This is a genomic window from Burkholderia dolosa, assembly GCF_902499135.1.
In the GTDB taxonomy this organism is placed as follows: domain Bacteria; phylum Pseudomonadota; class Gammaproteobacteria; order Burkholderiales; family Burkholderiaceae; genus Burkholderia; species Burkholderia dolosa.
Genome location: NZ_CABVPR010000065.1, coordinates 1 through 15715 on the forward strand (window position 1 = coordinate 1; position 15715 = coordinate 15715).

Here is a 15715-nt window from a genome sequence, read left to right on the forward strand (position 1 = left end):
CGGCATCGCGCTCGGCGCGCGGACGGCGGCGGCCGTGTCCGCGGCCGCCAGCGGCTGCGCGGCGACGCCGCAGCACCACAGGGCGACGAGCGTCGAGCAGAGCCGGCGCACCGCCGGCCAGCATGAAAAAGCGGGCGCTGTCATCGTGAAATATCTGGCGTGATCGGGCGAGAGGCGCCTGCCGGAAGCAGGCGAGACCGAGAGATTACGTGTTTTGCGGAGGCTGCGCGAGGGGCGCCGATGACGCGAATCGCAGCCGGAAACACGTTTTCGGCAATTTGACCGTGAAAAAATCGTACGGATTGCCTAAAGTAACGGAAGGATTTGCCGCTAACCCGTTGATAAAGCGGCACACGTGCTGCGGGGACACGGCACGGCCGTGCGGCCCGTTCATTCATAAGGGTTCGATATGCCGACACCGCTGTTCGGAAAGTTGTTTGCGCAACCCGTTGCGATCGACCCCGGAACGGCGAGTACGCGTATTTATACGCACGAGCGCGGTGTGGTGCTGAACCAACCGTCGGTGGTGTGCTTTCACAAGGCCGTCACGGCCGACGGACGAGCGGCGGTAGCGGCTGTCGGGGAACTCGCGAAGGCGCTGCTCGGGCGCGAACCAGCGCATCTGGAAGCTGTGAAGCCGATGCAGAATGGGGTCATCGCCGACGCGCACGCGGCTCAGCAGATGATCCGCAGCTTCATCGACATGTCTCAGACCCGTTCGCGCTTCGGTCGCCGCGTCGACGTGACGTTATGTGTGCCGTCTGACGCGACGGCCGTCGAACGGCGTGCGATCCGCGATGCGGCATTTGCTGCTGGCGTGTCCGACGTGGAGTTGATCGACGAGTCGCTCGCCGCGGCGCTCGGCGCGGGATTGCCGGTGACGGAACCGGTCGGCTCGATGGTCGTCGACATCGGCGGCGGCACGACGGAGGTCTCGGTGATAGCACTGGGCGGTATCGTGTATCACGAGGCAATCCGCGTCGGCGGCAGCCAGTTCGACGCGGCAATCATCAACCATGTACGCAATGTGTACGGCGTGCTGCTCGGTGAGCAGACGGCCGAACACGTGAAGAAATCGATCGGCTCAGCCGTGAGCGCGGGGCCGCGCTCGTCGACGCACGCCGTCGGGCGCGGCGTCCAGGACGGCCTGCCGCGCTCCGTCGAGTTGTCGAACCACGATATCGCGGACGCGCTGGCCGCGCCGCTGAAGCAGGTGATCGGCACAGTGAAATCGGTGCTGGAAAACGCGCCGGCCGAACTCGTGACCGACATCGCGCACCGCGGCGTAGTGCTGACGGGTGGCGGCGCGCTGCTCGCCGACCTCGCGAGGCTGCTGTACAACGAAACGGGGCTCGTCGCACGAATTGCCGACGAGCCGGCCACGTGCGCGGTGCGTGGCGCCGGAGAGGCGATGGGCCGGCTCGCGATGTGTGCGGCGGCCTGACGCCGCGCGGCCGGGTCGCGCGACGTTCGCCCATTCACAGTCCGACAAATTTCCGACACTGGTCTCCCGCTTGCGCGACGAGGGCCGCAGCCGATCGCCGTCGCCGCGCACGGCCGCGCGCAGGCGCGCCGTGTTAGCGTTACGCGCCCGTACCGGGCCGCCCGCCGGATCTCCCGGCGCGCGAGCGATTCCGGGAGACCACCGTATTGAAGAACCGTATCGGGCGGGGCCGCGTCGCCCTGCTGGGCCGCATGCTCGCGGCCGTCGCGTGCATCTGGATCGTCGCGGCCGTCGCGCTCGCCGCATACGGGATGCGGATGCGCAGTGAGCCCGCGGACGTCGCCGTGATCTTCGGCAGCGCGCTGGACGACGACGGCGCGCCGAAACCCGTGCTGACCGCGCGGCTCGACGTCGGCGTGCACTGCTACCGCAGCGGCCGGTGCCCGGTCATTCTCGTCAGCGGCGGGATCGACGGGCCGGGGCTGAACGAGGCGACCGCGATGCGCGACTATCTCGTCGCGCGCGGCGTGCCGGCCGACCGGATCGCCGTAGACGACCAGGGCGACAACACGCTCGCGACCGCGCAGCACACGCTCGCCTACATGCGCGCGCATCGAATGTCGCGCGTGCTGATCGTCAGCCAGTATTACCACCTCGCGCGGGCGCGCCTCGCGTTCGAGCGCGTCGGCATCGAACCGTCGAACATCTACGTCGCGTATCCGCGCGCGTTCCAGTTGCGCGACGTCTATTCGAGCTGGCGCGAGGTGCCGGCGTATGCGGTGTACGCGGTACGTCTGTGGCTCGATCCGGATGCACGGCCGATGTCGTTCCGCCCGATGCTGTTTCTGATGAGCCTGTTTTCGTAGCGCGGCGCGACGGGCGCGGCCGCGGCGGCGCGCGCGGAACCGGATTTGCTTCCCGGTCCGCAGGTTCGCCGCGCGCGCCGTTTCACGTGCGGCGCCCGCTGCGCACGTCGCCCGTTCTGACCTATCCTGTGCGAAACATGCGACGCGCGCCGCGCGTTGCGCCTCGACACAGGAGTATCGATGCCGAATCACGCTGAAGCCACGACGACCCAGGCGCCGCAGGTCGCGCCTGTCGCCCCGACTCAAGCGTCGGGTCCCGCATTCATCGCCCCGGAAGCCGATCCGCAAGCGCTCGCGCGCAACAACCAGTACGTGCTGAAATCCGGCGACGCGTTCGTCGTCAGTGACGCGCTCGGCGACATCGGCGGTCACGACGACGGCCTGTTCGTCGACGACATGCGCGTGCTGTCGACATGGCGCCTGACGTTCGGCGGCCGCGCGCCGTCGCTGCTGTCCGGCGCGACGAGCGCCGACAACGCGTCGTTCACCGCACACCTGACGAACCGCCCGCTGCCGCCGCTCGGCGGCAAGGAAACGCCGGAAGGCGTGATCCATATCGAGCGGACGCGCGTGCTCGCGGGCGACGTGCTGTACGAAGCGCTGACGCTGACCAACTACGGCGCGAACGACGCGGAGGTGCCGCTGTCCCTGTCGTTCGCGGCCGATTTCAAGGACATGTTCGAAGTGCGCGGGATGCAGCGCCCGAAGCGCGGCACGGTCGGCACGCCGCGCGTCGATGCGGGCGCGGTACGGCTGTGTTACGACGGCCTCGACGGCGTCGAGCGCAACGTGACCGTGCATTTCTCGCCGGCGCCCGACGCGCTGTCGGTGGATCGCGCGGACTACACGCTGACGATCGCCGCGCAGGCGTGCGTGTCGATCTATCTGACCGTCGATGCGACGCTCGGCGCCGCGCAGCGCGACGGGCCCGGATGCGGCCGCGTCGCGATGCGCACCGCGCTGGTCGGCGTGCATCGCGCGATGCGCGCGCGGCGCGAGTCGATGGCGCGCGTGCGGACCGGCAATCCGCTGTTCGACGCATGGCTCGACCGCTCGCTCGCCGATCTCGGGCTGTTGACCACGCAGCTCGACACCGGGCCGTATCCGTATGCGGGCATTCCGTGGTTTTCGACGCCGTTCGGCCGCGACGCGGTGATCACGTCGCTGCAGATGCTGTGGCTGCAGCCGTCGCTGGCGCGCGGCGTGCTGCGGTTCCTCGCCGAGCATCAGGCGCGCGAGACGTCCGCGTTCCGCGATGCGGAGCCCGGCAAGATCATGCACGAGTTCCGCCGCAGCGAGATGGCGGCGACGGGCGAGGTGCCGTTCGCGCTGTATTACGGCGGCGTCGATACGACACCGCTGTTCATCGTGCTCGCCGGCGCGTACGTCGAACATACCGGCGACGACGCGCTGCTCGACGAACTGTGGCCGGCGCTCGAGCGCGCGGCGCAGTGGGTGATCGACAAGTGCCACCGCAATCCGTACGGGCTGCTCGACTATCAGCGCACGTCGGAGCGCGGTCTCGCGAACCAGGGCTGGAAGGACAGCCACGATTCGGTGTTCCACGCGGACGGCCGGTTTCCGGACGGCCCGATCGCGCTCGTCGAAGTGCAGGCGTATGCGTGCGCGGCGCTCGAGGCGATGGCTGCGTGCTCGCATCGGCGCGGCCACGCGGCCGATGCGACGCGCTACGCGCTGCGGGCGAAGACGCTGCGCGAGCAGGTCGAAGCGCTGTTCTGGATGCCGGAGAGCGGCTTCTACGGGATCGCGCTCGACGGTCATGGCGAGCTGTGCCGCGTGCTCGCGTCGAACGCCGGGCACCTGCTCGCGTTCGGCTTGCCCGACGCGGCGCGCGGCGCGGCGGTCGCCGGCGTGCTCGGCTCGGCGCTGTTCGAGACCGGATGGGGCATTCGCACGCTCGCGGCCGGCCAGCCGCGCTTCAATCCGATGGCGTATCACAACGGCTCCGTGTGGCCGCACGACAATGCGTTGATCGCGCGCGGGCTCGCGCGCTACGGCGACAAGACCGCGGCCGTGAACCTGCTGCGAGCGCTGTTCGAGGCGGCGGTCAGCTTCGAGATGCGGCTGCCCGAGCTGTTCTGCGGATTCCCGCGCCGGCGCGGCGAACCGCCGACCGCGTATCCGGTCGCGTGTCTGCCGCAGGCATGGGCGGCCGGTGCGCCGTTCATGATGCTGCAGGCATGTCTCGGCGTGAGCATCGACGCGGCGCGCCGCGAGGTGCGCGTCGAGCGTCCCGCGCTGCCCGAAGGCGTCGACTGGCTGCGTATCGACGACTTGCGGGTCGGCGACGAAACCGTGTCGCTGACGTTCCGCCGCGTCGACGGCCACGTGGTCGCGGCAGCCGAGCCGGGACGCGTGAACGTGGTCGCGGTGCTGTAACGGCGCGCCGCACGTGCGCGAACGTTGCGCGTCGTCGCGCCACGTTCGCGCACGGCGACATAGAATCGTCACATGACCCTGAACGATGGCGGAGGCACACGATGACGACCGACAACCGGCCCGACGACGGCGCGCACAAGCTCGAGAATCTCGAAGCGGCGGTCGATCACCTGCACCGGTCGATCGAATCGCAGAGCATCGCGGTCGGCGCGGCGAAGGGCATTCTGTTCAGCCTGATCGAAACGCTCGGTGCGCTGATCGGCGATCCCGATCTGCCCGAACATGCGCGCTCCGGGTACGAAGCGCTGCGCGACAAGGCGCGCGAATTGCGCGGCGGGCTCGACCGGCATTGACTACGAACGATCGGGCGGGCGCCGGCGGATGCGTATGCGCCAACGGGCCGTGCGGGCGCTGCCCGATCCTGCGCGGGCCGCGGAAAATCCCTTGCACTCAATGAGTTAGGCCGCCGATGCGCAGGATATCCACAAGCTTGCCAACAAAATCTGTGGAGAACCGCTCGGCCTGGCGCGACGCGCGCGAATCGCCGTGCGTCGGCGCCAACCGACTGCCGCGCGGTTGACCTGCGGCGCGCACGCTACCCAATCCCCTTTTGTATCAACACGTTACACGTTACATCGGCCGAATATCCACAGGCTTGCCAACAAAAACTGTGGATAAATCGCGCGCGATTGTGTCGTGCCGGTTGGCGATGACGCGGATCGTATGCGACCGTCCGGCGAACGGACGCGGACACTGCCCGTCGTGTGTGTGGACGGCGGTAAAGCGTGTCCGATCAACGGGTTAGGCCCGACGTACCCAGGATGTCCCCATCGTTGCCAACATTTTCTGTGGACAAACCGCGTGCGGCGTCATCCGGCGGCGCGTGCGCCGCGTCGGCCGCCTCGGCGACGATCCAGTCGCGAAAGAGCGTCATTGCGGGCGTCAGCGGTTTCGACTTCAGCGACGTGAGCCAGTAGCCGCCCGCGTGCACGTCGATGTCGAGCGGCCGCACGAGCTGGCCGAGCTGCAGCTCGCGCGCGAACATGCAGGCCGGCGCGAGCGCGACGCCGGCGCCCTGCATCGCGGCCTCGACCATCAGCCGCGACGAATCGAACACGGGCCCGTTGACCGCCCACGGCTCGAGCTGCGCGGCCTCGAACCAGCCGAGCCATTCGTCGGTGCGGTACGAGCGCAGCAGCGTTTTGCTCGCGAGGTCGGCCGGCTGCGCGACGCGGCGCGCGATCTCCGGCGCGCACAGCGCGGTGAGCGGCGCGTCGAGCAGCCGCTCGTTGCGCGTCGCGGGCCAGTTGCCTTCGCCGAAGCGGATCGCGAAGTCGAGCCCTTCGGCCGCAAGGTCGACGACGTTGTTGTTGGTCCTCAGCCGCAGCTTGACGAACGGATGCGTGTCGCCGAAGCGCTTCAGCCGCGGCATTAGCCAACCTATCGCGAAGGTGCCGACGACGCCGAGCGTCAGCACTTCGCGAAAGCGCCCGCCGTCGAACTGCTTGAGCACCGTTTCGATCCGGCTGAACGCGTCGCTCAATACCGGCAGCAGCGCGCGTCCTTCGTCGGTGAGCGCGAGGCCGCGCGGCAAACGCGTGAACAGCGCGCAGCCGAGCCGCTCTTCGAGCGAGCGCACCTGCTGGCTGACCGCGGCTTGCGTGACGCTCAGTTCGAGGCCCGCGCGCGTGAAGCTCAGATGGCGCGCCGACGATTCGAACGCGCGCAGTGCATTCAGCGGAAGGTGAGGGCGGAGCTTGGTCATAAGAATTTCTTTTGTCGGCGGTGAATTATCGTTGCTTGTCAGTCGACCGTAAAGTCACGATAGTGCTGTCTCGCCGGCCGGCCGTTTTGCATTCGTTCGTTTCGCAACCTTCCACCACGAGACACTCGACATGACCCATTCATCGCAACGTCGAACCCTGTTGCTGGCCGCCGCAGCCGCGCCGCTCGCGCTGACCGTCAGCGCCTGCGCATCGTCGCGCGGTTCGACGCAGGACGTCGCGTCCGCGACGTCGTTTGCCGCGCTCGAACGCGCGGCCGGCGGACGGCTCGGCGTATGTGCAATCGACACCGCGAGCGGCCGGCGCGCGCAGCATCGCGCGGACGAGCGCTTCCCGTTCTGCAGCACGTTCAAGGCGATGCTCGGCGCGGCGGTGCTCGCGCGCAGCATCGCGCAACCCGCGCTGCTGCAGCAGCGCGTCGCATACGGCAAGGCCGATCTCGTCAGTTATTCGCCGGTGACGGAGCAGCACGTCGGCGCCGGCATGACCGTCGCCGAGCTGTGCGCGGCCACGATCCAGTACAGCGACAACACGGCCGCGAACGTGCTGATGAAGCTGATCGGCGGCCCGCAGGCGGTCACCGCGTATGCGCGTTCGATCGGCGACGCTACGTTCCGGCTCGATCGCTGGGAAACCGAACTCAACACCGCGCTGCCCGGCGACCCGCGCGACACGACGACGCCGGCCGCGATGGCCGCGAGCCTGCGCGCGCTGATGCTCGGCGACGCGCTGCCGAGTGCGCAACGCGCGCAGTTCGTCGAATGGCTGCGCGGCAACAAGGTCGGCGACAAGCGGATTCGTGCAGGCGTGCCGGCCGGCTGGCGAGTCGGCGACAAGACGGGCACCGGCGGCTACGGGACGACGAACGACGCGGGCGTCGCATGGCCGCCGTCGGGTGCGCCGATCGTGCTGGCCGTGTACTACACGCAGGCACGTGCCGACGCGCGCGCGAAGGACGACGTGATCGCGGCCGCGACGCGCATTGCGGTCGCGACGTTGCGTTGAGCGATGCGGCACGGCGCGCACGGTATCGACGATGCCGCGCGTGCCGTGCCGCTGTCGTGATCGGCGCGTCGAAACGTTGCGCGATCAACGACTTGCGCGATCGATGCTCAGGATATCCACACCGTTGCCAACAAAAACGGTGGAAAAGCAGGGCGCGCAGCGGCCGTCGTTGCGAAGCGGATAGCGCAGTGGAGGGCGCCGCGCGTTCGAACGGCATGCGTGCGTCGTTCGTAGCACCGCGGACAAACGCTTTCGGATCAAATGCTTGGTCGCGGTATGCGCAGGCTATCCACATGCTTGCCAACAAAATCTGTGGACAAGCCCGCATGCGGCGGCCGGACGATCGTCAGCCGCGCCGGTCCTCGACGGCCGGCCACCGTGCGAACGCGAACACCCACAACATGACGAAGTTCACGACCGGGATGAACATCGTCAGCACCCACCAGCCGGAATGGCCGGTGCGCCGGACGATGCGGACATAGGGATAGACGACGATCGCGACGATGACGAGCGAGATGAGCAGTTGCGCGGCGGTGACGTGTTCCATGGTCTTCCTCGGAATGAATGTGTCGTTGTTCGATGCCGGCGCAACGGTCTGCCGGTCGTGCAGCGCGAGACGGTGACAATGCGCGCTCGCGCGGCTCGCGTGATCTTGACGCGTTCGGCGCGCACGCGTCAACGCGGGTAAAGGCGGCGCCGCTGCGTCGGGCCGTTCGTCGTTGCACGCGCGGGCCGGCCGTTGCCGAAACCGTGACGCAGCGGACGAATCGTTTCCCGATCAACGGGTTAGCACACGCTTGCTCAGGATATCCACAAGCTTGCCAACATTTTCTGTGGAGAAGTGGTGGCGCGGGTTGCGTGTGCGGCGAGTCGACGTCGCGTGTCGTTCGGTCGGCGGCATGCAGCAGTCGTCGCTTTGCAAACAGGCTGATCGCGGCTCACGATCGTCGGTCGATGCGACGCGACGCGACGCGACGCGACGCGATGCGATGCGATTCTCTTCGCGATCGCTGCAGCAAGGCAGCGGTGAGCCGCGTGTGGTCGGAGCCCGGCCGCGCGCGTTACCCGCGCACGATCGGCAAACCCTTTGCGATCAATACGTTGGTGTCGTTGCCGAACGGTTTTCCACAAGCTTGCCAACACAATCTGTGGATAAGGAACCGGTTGCGTATGTCCGGCCGCCGTCGGAGCACGCACGTCGTCGAGCGTACGCGGGCGCTGCGCGTCGTATCGAGCTCGGCGGTAGCGAGAGACCGGTCGGCGATCCGCACGGCGATCGGCGTTGCGCACCACCGTGTCGATCATGTCGTGGACGCTTGGTTCGTGGATATGCGCGCGTACTGCATTGCTGTCGATTGGGTCGCGCGGTTGCAGCGGTTTGCAGCAGTCGCAGTACAGCCGTTCGTCGAATGGCGCGCGCAATGTCACGGCGTTGCTGGTCCGCATCGAGTCGTGCAGCAAGCTGCGCGACTTCCGTGGGCGACAGCGCGACTTCACGATCGTTGAGGCGTGCCAATCCTCGACTTCCTGTCCGAGCCCATCACCGATTTGGCGAATCGTCATCGAAGCGCAGTGCGCGCGCCGGCTCATGTCCCTTCGGTACACGCGCAGACCGAGAGGATTCCGCCGACGGGCGCCGCAGGAGAGACGCACGTGAATGCGCGCCGCGCAATCGAACGCCGCTTTCATACTTGTCCAATGCGGCGCCGTGTCGCGTCGGCGCGGTGTTCGGGTTTGCGTACTCTTACGGTCCGTCATCCCGACGGGGCGCGTTCGACATCGCGCGACACCGTATCGAAAATGAGGAACGACATCATGAAACACCTGGCCGCAGTTCTGACCGTGGCGCTCGCCGTGCTGCCCGCCGCCGCTCGTGCGCAATACGCGGGGCCTTCCGCGCTGACGACGACGACCGTGAAGGATCTCGTCGCGAACGGCAAGGACGATCAGCACGTGCAGTTGCAGGGGCGTATCGTCAAGCACATCGGCGGCGAAGATTACGAGTTCGCGGACGCGACGGGCACGATCCGCGTCGAGATCGACGACAAGCTGTGGGCCGCAGGCCGGCCGGTCACCGACAAGAACGAAGTGAAAGTGACCGGCGAGTTCGAGCGCAAATGGTCGGGCCGCCTGAAGGTCGATGCCGATCGCATCGAAGTGCTGCGCTGACGGTGCGCGACAGGGGCCGGTGATAACATGAACGACCGGTTTCCGCTCCCACCACGATGGCCGCCAATTTCGACGAACTCGCGTCCCGGATCCGGGCGCAATTTTCCGAGCTGAGTCCGCAATTCCAGGCGGGCGCCGCGTTCGTGCTCGATCATCCCGACGAAGTCGCCACGTCGTCGATGCGCAAGGTCGCGCAGCGGGCGCAGGTGCAGCCCGCGTCGCTCGTGCGGCTCGCGCAGCAATTCGGGTTTCCCGGCTGGAATGAGCTGCGCGACCTGTGCGTCGCGCGCGTGCGCACGCGCCCCGAGCCGCTCACGCAACGCGCGCGTTCGCTCGTGCGGCCCGACGCGAAAGCGTCGCTCGCGCACGATCTGCTGACCGCGCAGCAGCACAATCTCGCGGCCACCGCCGCGCAGAACGCGCATGCGCTCGCGGATGCCGCGAAGCTGATCCGCAAGGCGTCGCACGTGCATGTCGCGGGCTTCCGTTCGTGCTATCCGGTCGCGTTCGGGTTCGTCTACGGCTATCGGCTGTTTCGCCCGACCGTGTCGCTGCTCAACGGCGTCGCGGGTTCGCTCGAGATGGAGCTGCGCGCGATTTCGAAGCAGAGCGTGACGGTGGTCGTCAGCTTCGCGCCGTATTCGGCCGAAGCGACGCGCGTCGCGCAGGTCGCGAAGGCGCAGGGCAGCAAGCTGGTCGCGATCACCGACAGCGCGGTGTCGCCGATCGCGCTGCACGCCGACGCGCAACTGATCTTCACGCACGACAGCCCGTCGTTCTTTCCGTCTCTGGTGGCCGCGCACGCGACGGCCGAGGCGCTGGTTGCGCAGTTGCTCGCGCTCGAAGGCGGCGACGCGATCGCGGCGCTCGAACGCGCGGAAGCCGACCTGCATGCGAGAGGCGCGTACGTCGTCTGATCGCATGCGGCGCGCATGACGGCGAACGGTCGGCAATCCGGGCGAGCCGATGTTCGCGTGCGCGTACATTTCATCCGATCGCGAAACGTCGGCGCGTCGCGCGCGTATGCTGGCGATCCATGTCCCGAGGAGCCCCGCAATGTCCGAATCCGATACGCAATTGCGTCACGCCGAAGCCTTCCGCGCACTGCACGCGCGCTCCGGCGCGTTCGTGATCCCGAACCCGTGGGATGCCGGCACCGCGCGTCTGCTTGCGATGGCCGGCTTCGAGGCGCTCGCGACGACGAGCGCCGGTTTCGCCTATTCGAAAGGGCTGCCCGACAACGCGATCGACCGCGACGCGATGCTCGCGCACATCGCCGAGATCGTCGCCGCCGGCGGTCTGCCGGTGAGCGCCGATCTCGAGAACGGCTTCGGCGATGCGCCGCAGACGGTCGCCGAAACGATCCGGCTCGCTGCCGAAGCAGGCGCGGTCGGCGGGTCGATCGAGGATGCGACCGGCCGTGCCGATGCGCCGATCTATCCGCACGACGAAGCGGTCGAACGCATTTCGGCGGCCGTCGCAGCGGCGCGTGCGTTGCCGTATCCTTTTACGCTGACCGCGCGCTGTGAAAATTATCTGCACGGCCGCCGCGATCTCGCGGACACGATCGCGCGGCTCGTCGCGTATCGCGACGCGGGCGCCGACGTGCTGTACGCGCCGGGCCTCACCGATCCGGACGACATCGCGGCCGTCACGCGCGCCGTCGACGCGCCGGTGAACGTCGTGATGGGGCTGCAGGGCGGGCTGCTGAGCGTCGATGCGCTCGCGGCGCTCGGCGTGAAGCGCGTGAGCGTCGGCGGCGCGCTCGCGCGGGCCGCACTCGGTGCATTTTTGCGCGCCGCGACCGAGATCGCGCGGGACGGCACGTTCACGTTCGCACAGGCGGCCGTGCCGGGGCGCGATCTCGATCGCTGGTTCGCGGCGCCCGACAACCCGCCCATCCGGGTCCCGCGATGAGCACGGATAAAAACATGGGATCGATTTCAAATGAAATATCGTTGACGATAATCAACCGATATTTCGTCTGATTTAAATACCGACGCTGCCGCAAAACTCGTCGTCTATTCTCCGGATTCGCAACGAGCCGTGTCGTCCGGCCGGCCGGGCAAACCCGAGCCGGTGGCGTCTGCTTGAATCGCGCACCGATGCCGCGCTTTGTTGCAATTCGTCGATGCAGGTTTTTCGTTGCACGGCAGTTGCACGTTATTTTTCGGGTTGTTAATCTTTCGCACCAGCCGAATCGCCGGTCGCCGTTCGCCGGGAAAAATGAATATATAAAATTTCTGAGAGAGAAATGACGATCCGAGAAAATCATCGCAGCGGGTTTCGCGTCGGCGACGTCGTGACGCTGAAAACCGGCGGTCCGCGCATGACGGTCACGTATGCCGGGCCGGTCGTGTTCGACGATGCCGACTGGCTGATTTGCCAGTGGTTCGACGACAGCGGTCACTTCCGGCAGGAGATGTTCCATCACGAAACGGTCGTGGCCGAGCCGCGCGCGATCTCCGCGGGCCGTGTGCGGCTGCGCATGTTCACGCAGCGCTACAGGTCCGCTGCCTGACGCGCTGACACGCCGAGTGGCTCACCGAGCGCGCGGTATCTGCATCGCGGCATGTCGCGGCGCGACGCGCGCTGCTGCGTCGCACCAATGCGCGTTGCCGCAGCGATGCGACATTTCACGTCAGCCGGAAACGTGCGGCGGCGCATGACGCCGATACTGCCCGCATGAACCTGACACCTGCCGATCCGATTGCCGCGGTCACGCACCGCGATCCGTACCCGTACTATGCGACGCTCGTCGACGGGCCGCCGCTCGCGTTCGATCGCACGCTCGGCTTGTGGGTCGCGAGCCGCGCGGCGACCGTGACCGCCGTGCTTGGCGATCCGGCGTGCCGCGTGCGTCCGCTCGATGCGCCGGTGCCGCCCGCGTTGCGCGGCACGACGGCCGGCGCGCTGTTCGGCGAACTGGTACGCATGAACGACGGCGCGCTGCGGCACGACGTGCCGAAGCACGCGTTGCGCGCCGCGCTCGCGTCGTTCGACGCGAATGCGTTCCGCGACCGCGCGACGCAAGTGGCTGCTGCGCGGTTACGTGCGCCGTGCGATTCCGATGCGCTGAACGCGTGGTGTCTGACGGTGCCGGTGTGCGCGGTCGCCGATCTGCTCGGCTTCGACGATGCGCAGCTCGACGATATTGCCGCGCTCGTGGTCGACTTCGTCGCTGCGCTGTCGCCGCTATCGGACGAATCGGCGCTCGCGCGCGCGAACGACGCGGCTCGGCAATTGCTCGACCGGATGACGGAGCGCGTCGCACGCACGAAGACGCGCGACGGCACGCTCGTCGCCGCCGTTCAGCAGGCGGCGCGCGAATCGGGCTGGCATGCGAGCGGCGCGCTGATCGCGAATCTCGTCGGGTTGCTGTCGCAGACCTGCGAAGCGACGGCCGCGTGGCTCGGCAACACGCTGATCGCGTGGGCCGGCACGGCGCACGACGGCGTCGCGATCGAACGCGATGCGCCGAACGACGCGGCGCTCGACGCATTCATCGCCGAAGTGGCGCGCTTCGACTCGCCGGTGCAGAACACGCGCCGCTTCGTCGCGTCGCGTACGACGATCGACGGCGTCACGCTCGAAGCGGGCGCCGCGATTCTCGTCGTGCTCGCGGCGGCGAACCGCGATCCGGCGGTGCATCGGGAACCCGATCGGCTGCTTCCCGGCCGGCCGTCAGGCCCGACTTTCGGCTTCGGTACGGGGCCGCACGGCTGCCCGGGCGAGCGGATCGCGCGGGCGGTGACGGCCGGCGCGTTTCGTGCATGGCTGCGTGCGGGCGGTGGGGTGCCGCGCGACGCGCTGACGTGGTCCTACCGTGCGTCGACCAATGTCAGGATGCCGAAGTTCGACGCGGTACGGTGACGGAAGAGCGGCTGCTCAGCGGCAGCCCTGCTTCTGCGCCCATTGCTCCTCGGCGGCGACGCGGCGCTGTACGCGCTCGACCAGGCTGGTCGAGAAGGTCCGCATCATGATGCCGCGGCGTTTCGCGAGGATGGTTTGCGCGACATCGGTTTGCGGGTTCGACTGGCACGCCCAGTAAAGCGTCATCAGCCAGCCGATGACCGTCCATCCGAACAGCGCGTTGAACATCGCGATCGTCAGTTTGTCGTGCCGGCCGCGCCGATCCGCGACGATGGCCGGTAAAAAATAGAGCGCGATCGCTGCGATCGAACCGACGACCTGAATCAGGACTTCCTGTTGCATGGTGCTGCTCCGTCCGAACTGCAATGAGGCCGATTGTCGCGCTTTTTCCGTTCATGTGCCGGCAATTGATTGTTGCGCTTTTGGCGACGATGGACGCGCGGCGTCGGCTGCAGACCGCACATCGTTGCTCAGTGCGAAACCTTCGTCGCGCCAGCCGGCGATCCCGCCCGCCATCAGCTTCACCGGCCGGCCGAGCCGGGCGAGCCGGATCGCGGCGCGCGCGGCGCCGTTGCAGTGGGGGCCTGCGCAGTACACGACGAACAGCGTATCGGCCGGATAGTCGGCGAGCTTGCCGGCGACGATCTTGCGGTGCGGCAGGTTCAGTGCGCCGCGCACGTGGCCGGCCGCGAACAGGTCAGGGCTGCGCACGTCGAGCAGCACGAAGTCGGGCGCACCCGACGCGAGCGCATCGTGCACGTCCCAGCAATCGGTTTCGAATCGCAGCGATGCCTCGAAATGGGCGAGCGCGGCGGCGCTGTCGGCGGCGGGTACGTCGGTCACGAACGTCATGGCGGGTTCTCCGGAAGGTGGCGCGCGATGCGCGGGGATGGAGGGCAGTATCGCGGTTCGGCGCACCGCGCGGCAGTGGCGCGATCGACAAACTCCGGTAACATCGCGCCATGCTCGATCACCTCGTCGTTGCGCTCGCCTACGATCGCCTCTGCACATTCGAATTCGGCTGCGTCGTCGAATTGTTCGCGCTCGAGCGCCCGGAGCTCGGCGTCGACTGGTACCGCTTCGCGGTTTGCGCGAGCGAGCCGGGGCCCGTGCGGGCGGCGGGCGGCATCACGGTTGCCGCGCCATACCGGCTCGCGATGCTCGATCGCGCGGATACGATCGTGATTCCCGGCTGGCGCGATCCGGACGAATTGCCGCCGGAGCCGCTGCTGAAGAAGCTGCGGGCTGCGCATCGACGCGGCGCGCGGCTCTGTTCGATCTGTTCGGGCGTGTTCGTGCTCGCGGCCGCCGGCGTGCTCGGCGGCCTCACCGTGACGACCCACTGGCGTTACGCCGAGCGTCTGCAGGCGCGCTATCCGGCGCTGCGCGTGAATCCCGATGCGCTTTACGTCGACGAAGGCGCGATCGTCACGTCCGCCGGTTCGGCCGCGGGGCTCGACATGCTGCTGCATCTCGTGCGCCGCGATCACGGCGGCGCGATCGCGAACCGCGTCGCGCAGCGTCTGGTGCTGCCGCCGCATCGCGACGGCGGTCAGGCGCAGTTCGTGCCGCGCCCGGTCGCGCCGGGCGGCAGCGACCGGCTCGCGAAGCTGATCGACTGGATGCGTGCGCATGCGGCCGAGCCGCACACGCTCGCGTCGCTCGCCGCGCAGGCCGCGATGAGTCCGCGCACGCTGCAGCGGCAGTTCGCGGACGCGACCGGGATGTCGCCGCTCGCGTGGCTGATCCGCGAGCGCGTAAACGTCGCGAAGGACATGCTCGAAGCGCATCCGGCACTGTCACTCGCGCAGATCGCGGCGCGTGCGGGCTTCGGTTCCGAGGAGTCGTTGCGCCGGCATTTTCGCCGTGTCGCGGCGACGAGTCCTGCCGCGTACCGGCGCGGAATGGATCGCGGCGTCAGGTAAGAACGCCGACGGGCGAACGCTGCGCAAGACCCGTTCGACGCTGTATGTGGTGCCGGCGCGCTGGGGCGCCGATGTGTCGTAGTTGCGACCGCAAGCGCCGTGTTTGCCCGCGCGATCGCGGACGGTCGATTGCGCGATGACGGCTCGGGCGAGCGAACGCCGCACCTGAGCCGCCAGCCGTCGCGTGCGGCGAAGTGCAATTCGCTGGCTGGGCTGCTGGTTCGATCCCGCGTAGCGCGCAATCGATGC

The 15715-nt window shown here is 68.0% G+C and carries 16 protein-coding genes; 11 read left to right on the forward strand and 5 right to left on the reverse strand.

Annotated features, from left to right (window positions below):
- Positions 1–409: 409 nt before the first annotated feature.
- The 4 genes from BUB20358_RS22950 (at position 410) to BUB20358_RS22965 (ending at position 5063) form a co-directional block, all read left to right on the forward strand.
- On the forward strand, positions 410–1444 hold the full coding sequence (locus tag BUB20358_RS22950) for a rod shape-determining protein (protein ID WP_006766287.1): 1035 nt from the start codon (positions 410–412) through the stop codon (positions 1442–1444).
- Between the two features lie 251 nt (positions 1445–1695).
- Positions 1696–2310, forward strand: coding sequence for a YdcF family protein (locus BUB20358_RS22955; protein WP_006766286.1), 615 nt, complete (start codon positions 1696–1698; stop codon positions 2308–2310).
- Between the two features lie 180 nt (positions 2311–2490).
- Complete coding sequence (locus tag BUB20358_RS22960; RefSeq protein WP_035974440.1) at positions 2491–4710, forward strand: amylo-alpha-1,6-glucosidase; 2220 nt, start codon at positions 2491–2493, stop codon at positions 4708–4710.
- A 101-nt stretch (positions 4711–4811) separates the two neighbouring features.
- Positions 4812–5063: a hypothetical protein gene (locus BUB20358_RS22965; RefSeq protein WP_006766283.1), complete on the forward strand. Its 252-nt coding sequence runs from the start codon at positions 4812–4814 to the stop codon at positions 5061–5063.
- 440 nt (positions 5064–5503) lie between these two features.
- Here BUB20358_RS22965 and penR read toward each other — a convergent pair whose 3' ends face one another.
- The gene (gene penR, locus BUB20358_RS22970; protein ID WP_045552235.1) at positions 5504–6475 is read right to left on the reverse strand and encodes a beta-lactamase transcriptional regulator PenR; all 972 of its coding nucleotides are present in this window, start codon (positions 6473–6475) and stop codon (positions 5504–5506) included.
- A 130-nt stretch (positions 6476–6605) separates the two neighbouring features.
- Between penR and blaPEN-bcc the strand changes: the two genes are divergently transcribed.
- Positions 6606–7499, forward strand: coding sequence for a PEN family class A beta-lactamase, Bcc-type (gene blaPEN-bcc / locus BUB20358_RS22975; protein ID WP_174905124.1), 894 nt, complete (start codon positions 6606–6608; stop codon positions 7497–7499).
- 346 nt (positions 7500–7845) lie between these two features.
- On the opposite strand, the gene BUB20358_RS22980 is transcribed toward blaPEN-bcc, so the two are convergent.
- Together BUB20358_RS22980 and BUB20358_RS22985 are read right to left on the reverse strand one after the other, a co-directional pair.
- Complete coding sequence (locus tag BUB20358_RS22980; protein WP_035975349.1) at positions 7846–8046, reverse strand: DUF805 domain-containing protein; 201 nt, start codon at positions 8044–8046, stop codon at positions 7846–7848.
- A gap of 254 nt (positions 8047–8300) precedes the next feature.
- Positions 8301–9188 carry a hypothetical protein gene (locus BUB20358_RS22985; protein ID WP_128567373.1) on the reverse strand — a complete coding sequence of 296 codons (888 nt, stop codon included), beginning with the start codon at positions 9186–9188 and terminating at the stop codon, positions 8301–8303.
- A gap of 126 nt (positions 9189–9314) precedes the next feature.
- Here BUB20358_RS22985 and BUB20358_RS22990 point away from each other — a divergent pair, with 126 nt between their 5' ends.
- The 5 genes from BUB20358_RS22990 to BUB20358_RS23010 all read left to right on the forward strand — a co-directional run bounded on the left by BUB20358_RS22990 (position 9315) and on the right by BUB20358_RS23010 (position 13541).
- Positions 9315–9668 (forward strand): YgiW/YdeI family stress tolerance OB fold protein, encoded by a 354-nt coding sequence (locus tag BUB20358_RS22990; RefSeq protein ID WP_006766280.1) that lies wholly within the window; start codon positions 9315–9317, stop codon positions 9666–9668.
- A 56-nt stretch (positions 9669–9724) separates the two neighbouring features.
- Entirely contained in the window at positions 9725–10585 is an 861-nt protein-coding gene (locus BUB20358_RS22995) for a MurR/RpiR family transcriptional regulator (protein WP_006766279.1), read from the forward strand.
- 139 nt (positions 10586–10724) lie between these two features.
- Positions 10725–11585, forward strand: a complete 861-nt coding sequence (locus BUB20358_RS23000; RefSeq protein ID WP_035974438.1) for an isocitrate lyase/PEP mutase family protein — start codon at positions 10725–10727, stop codon at positions 11583–11585.
- 337 nt (positions 11586–11922) lie between these two features.
- The gene (locus BUB20358_RS23005) at positions 11923–12189 is read left to right on the forward strand and encodes a YodC family protein (RefSeq protein ID WP_006766278.1); all 267 of its coding nucleotides are present in this window, start codon (positions 11923–11925) and stop codon (positions 12187–12189) included.
- Between the two features lie 170 nt (positions 12190–12359).
- On the forward strand, positions 12360–13541 hold the full coding sequence (locus BUB20358_RS23010) for a cytochrome P450 (protein WP_035975347.1): 1182 nt from the start codon (positions 12360–12362) through the stop codon (positions 13539–13541).
- A 15-nt stretch (positions 13542–13556) separates the two neighbouring features.
- Here BUB20358_RS23010 and BUB20358_RS23015 read toward each other — a convergent pair whose 3' ends face one another.
- Both BUB20358_RS23015 and BUB20358_RS23020 read right to left on the reverse strand, forming a co-directional pair.
- On the reverse strand, positions 13557–13883 hold the full coding sequence (locus BUB20358_RS23015) for a superinfection immunity protein (RefSeq protein WP_006766276.1): 327 nt from the start codon (positions 13881–13883) through the stop codon (positions 13557–13559).
- 51 nt (positions 13884–13934) lie between these two features.
- Positions 13935–14393 carry a rhodanese-like domain-containing protein gene (locus BUB20358_RS23020; protein ID WP_006766275.1) on the reverse strand — a complete coding sequence of 153 codons (459 nt, stop codon included), beginning with the start codon at positions 14391–14393 and terminating at the stop codon, positions 13935–13937.
- A 110-nt stretch (positions 14394–14503) separates the two neighbouring features.
- Here BUB20358_RS23020 and ftrA point away from each other — a divergent pair, with 110 nt between their 5' ends.
- Positions 14504–15466 carry a transcriptional regulator FtrA gene (gene ftrA / locus BUB20358_RS23025; RefSeq protein WP_006766274.1) on the forward strand — a complete coding sequence of 321 codons (963 nt, stop codon included), beginning with the start codon at positions 14504–14506 and terminating at the stop codon, positions 15464–15466.
- The last annotated feature ends 249 nt before the right edge of the window (positions 15467–15715 follow it).

Coding starts and splice junctions, on each gene's coding strand:
- BUB20358_RS22950 (WP_006766287.1), top strand. CDS start 410: ATGCCGACACCGCTGTTCGGAAAGTTGTTTGCGCAACCCGTTGCGATC.
- BUB20358_RS22955 (WP_006766286.1), top strand. CDS start 1,696: ATGCTCGCGGCCGTCGCGTGCATCTGGATCGTCGCGGCCGTCGCGCTC.
- BUB20358_RS22960 (WP_035974440.1), top strand. CDS start 2,491: ATGCCGAATCACGCTGAAGCCACGACGACCCAGGCGCCGCAGGTCGCG.
- BUB20358_RS22965 (WP_006766283.1), top strand. CDS start 4,812: ATGACGACCGACAACCGGCCCGACGACGGCGCGCACAAGCTCGAGAAT.
- penR (WP_045552235.1), bottom strand. CDS start 6,475: ATGACCAAGCTCCGCCCTCACCTTCCGCTGAATGCACTGCGCGCGTTC.
- blaPEN-bcc (WP_174905124.1), top strand. CDS start 6,606: ATGACCCATTCATCGCAACGTCGAACCCTGTTGCTGGCCGCCGCAGCC.
- BUB20358_RS22980 (WP_035975349.1), bottom strand. CDS start 8,046: ATGGAACACGTCACCGCCGCGCAACTGCTCATCTCGCTCGTCATCGTC.
- BUB20358_RS22985 (WP_128567373.1), bottom strand. CDS start 9,188: ATGAAAGCGGCGTTCGATTGCGCGGCGCGCATTCACGTGCGTCTCTCC.
- BUB20358_RS22990 (WP_006766280.1), top strand. CDS start 9,315: ATGAAACACCTGGCCGCAGTTCTGACCGTGGCGCTCGCCGTGCTGCCC.
- BUB20358_RS22995 (WP_006766279.1), top strand. CDS start 9,725: ATGGCCGCCAATTTCGACGAACTCGCGTCCCGGATCCGGGCGCAATTT.
- BUB20358_RS23000 (WP_035974438.1), top strand. CDS start 10,725: ATGTCCGAATCCGATACGCAATTGCGTCACGCCGAAGCCTTCCGCGCA.
- BUB20358_RS23005 (WP_006766278.1), top strand. CDS start 11,923: ATGACGATCCGAGAAAATCATCGCAGCGGGTTTCGCGTCGGCGACGTC.
- BUB20358_RS23015 (WP_006766276.1), bottom strand. CDS start 13,883: ATGCAACAGGAAGTCCTGATTCAGGTCGTCGGTTCGATCGCAGCGATC.
- BUB20358_RS23020 (WP_006766275.1), bottom strand. CDS start 14,393: ATGACGTTCGTGACCGACGTACCCGCCGCCGACAGCGCCGCCGCGCTC.
- ftrA (WP_006766274.1), top strand. CDS start 14,504: ATGCTCGATCACCTCGTCGTTGCGCTCGCCTACGATCGCCTCTGCACA.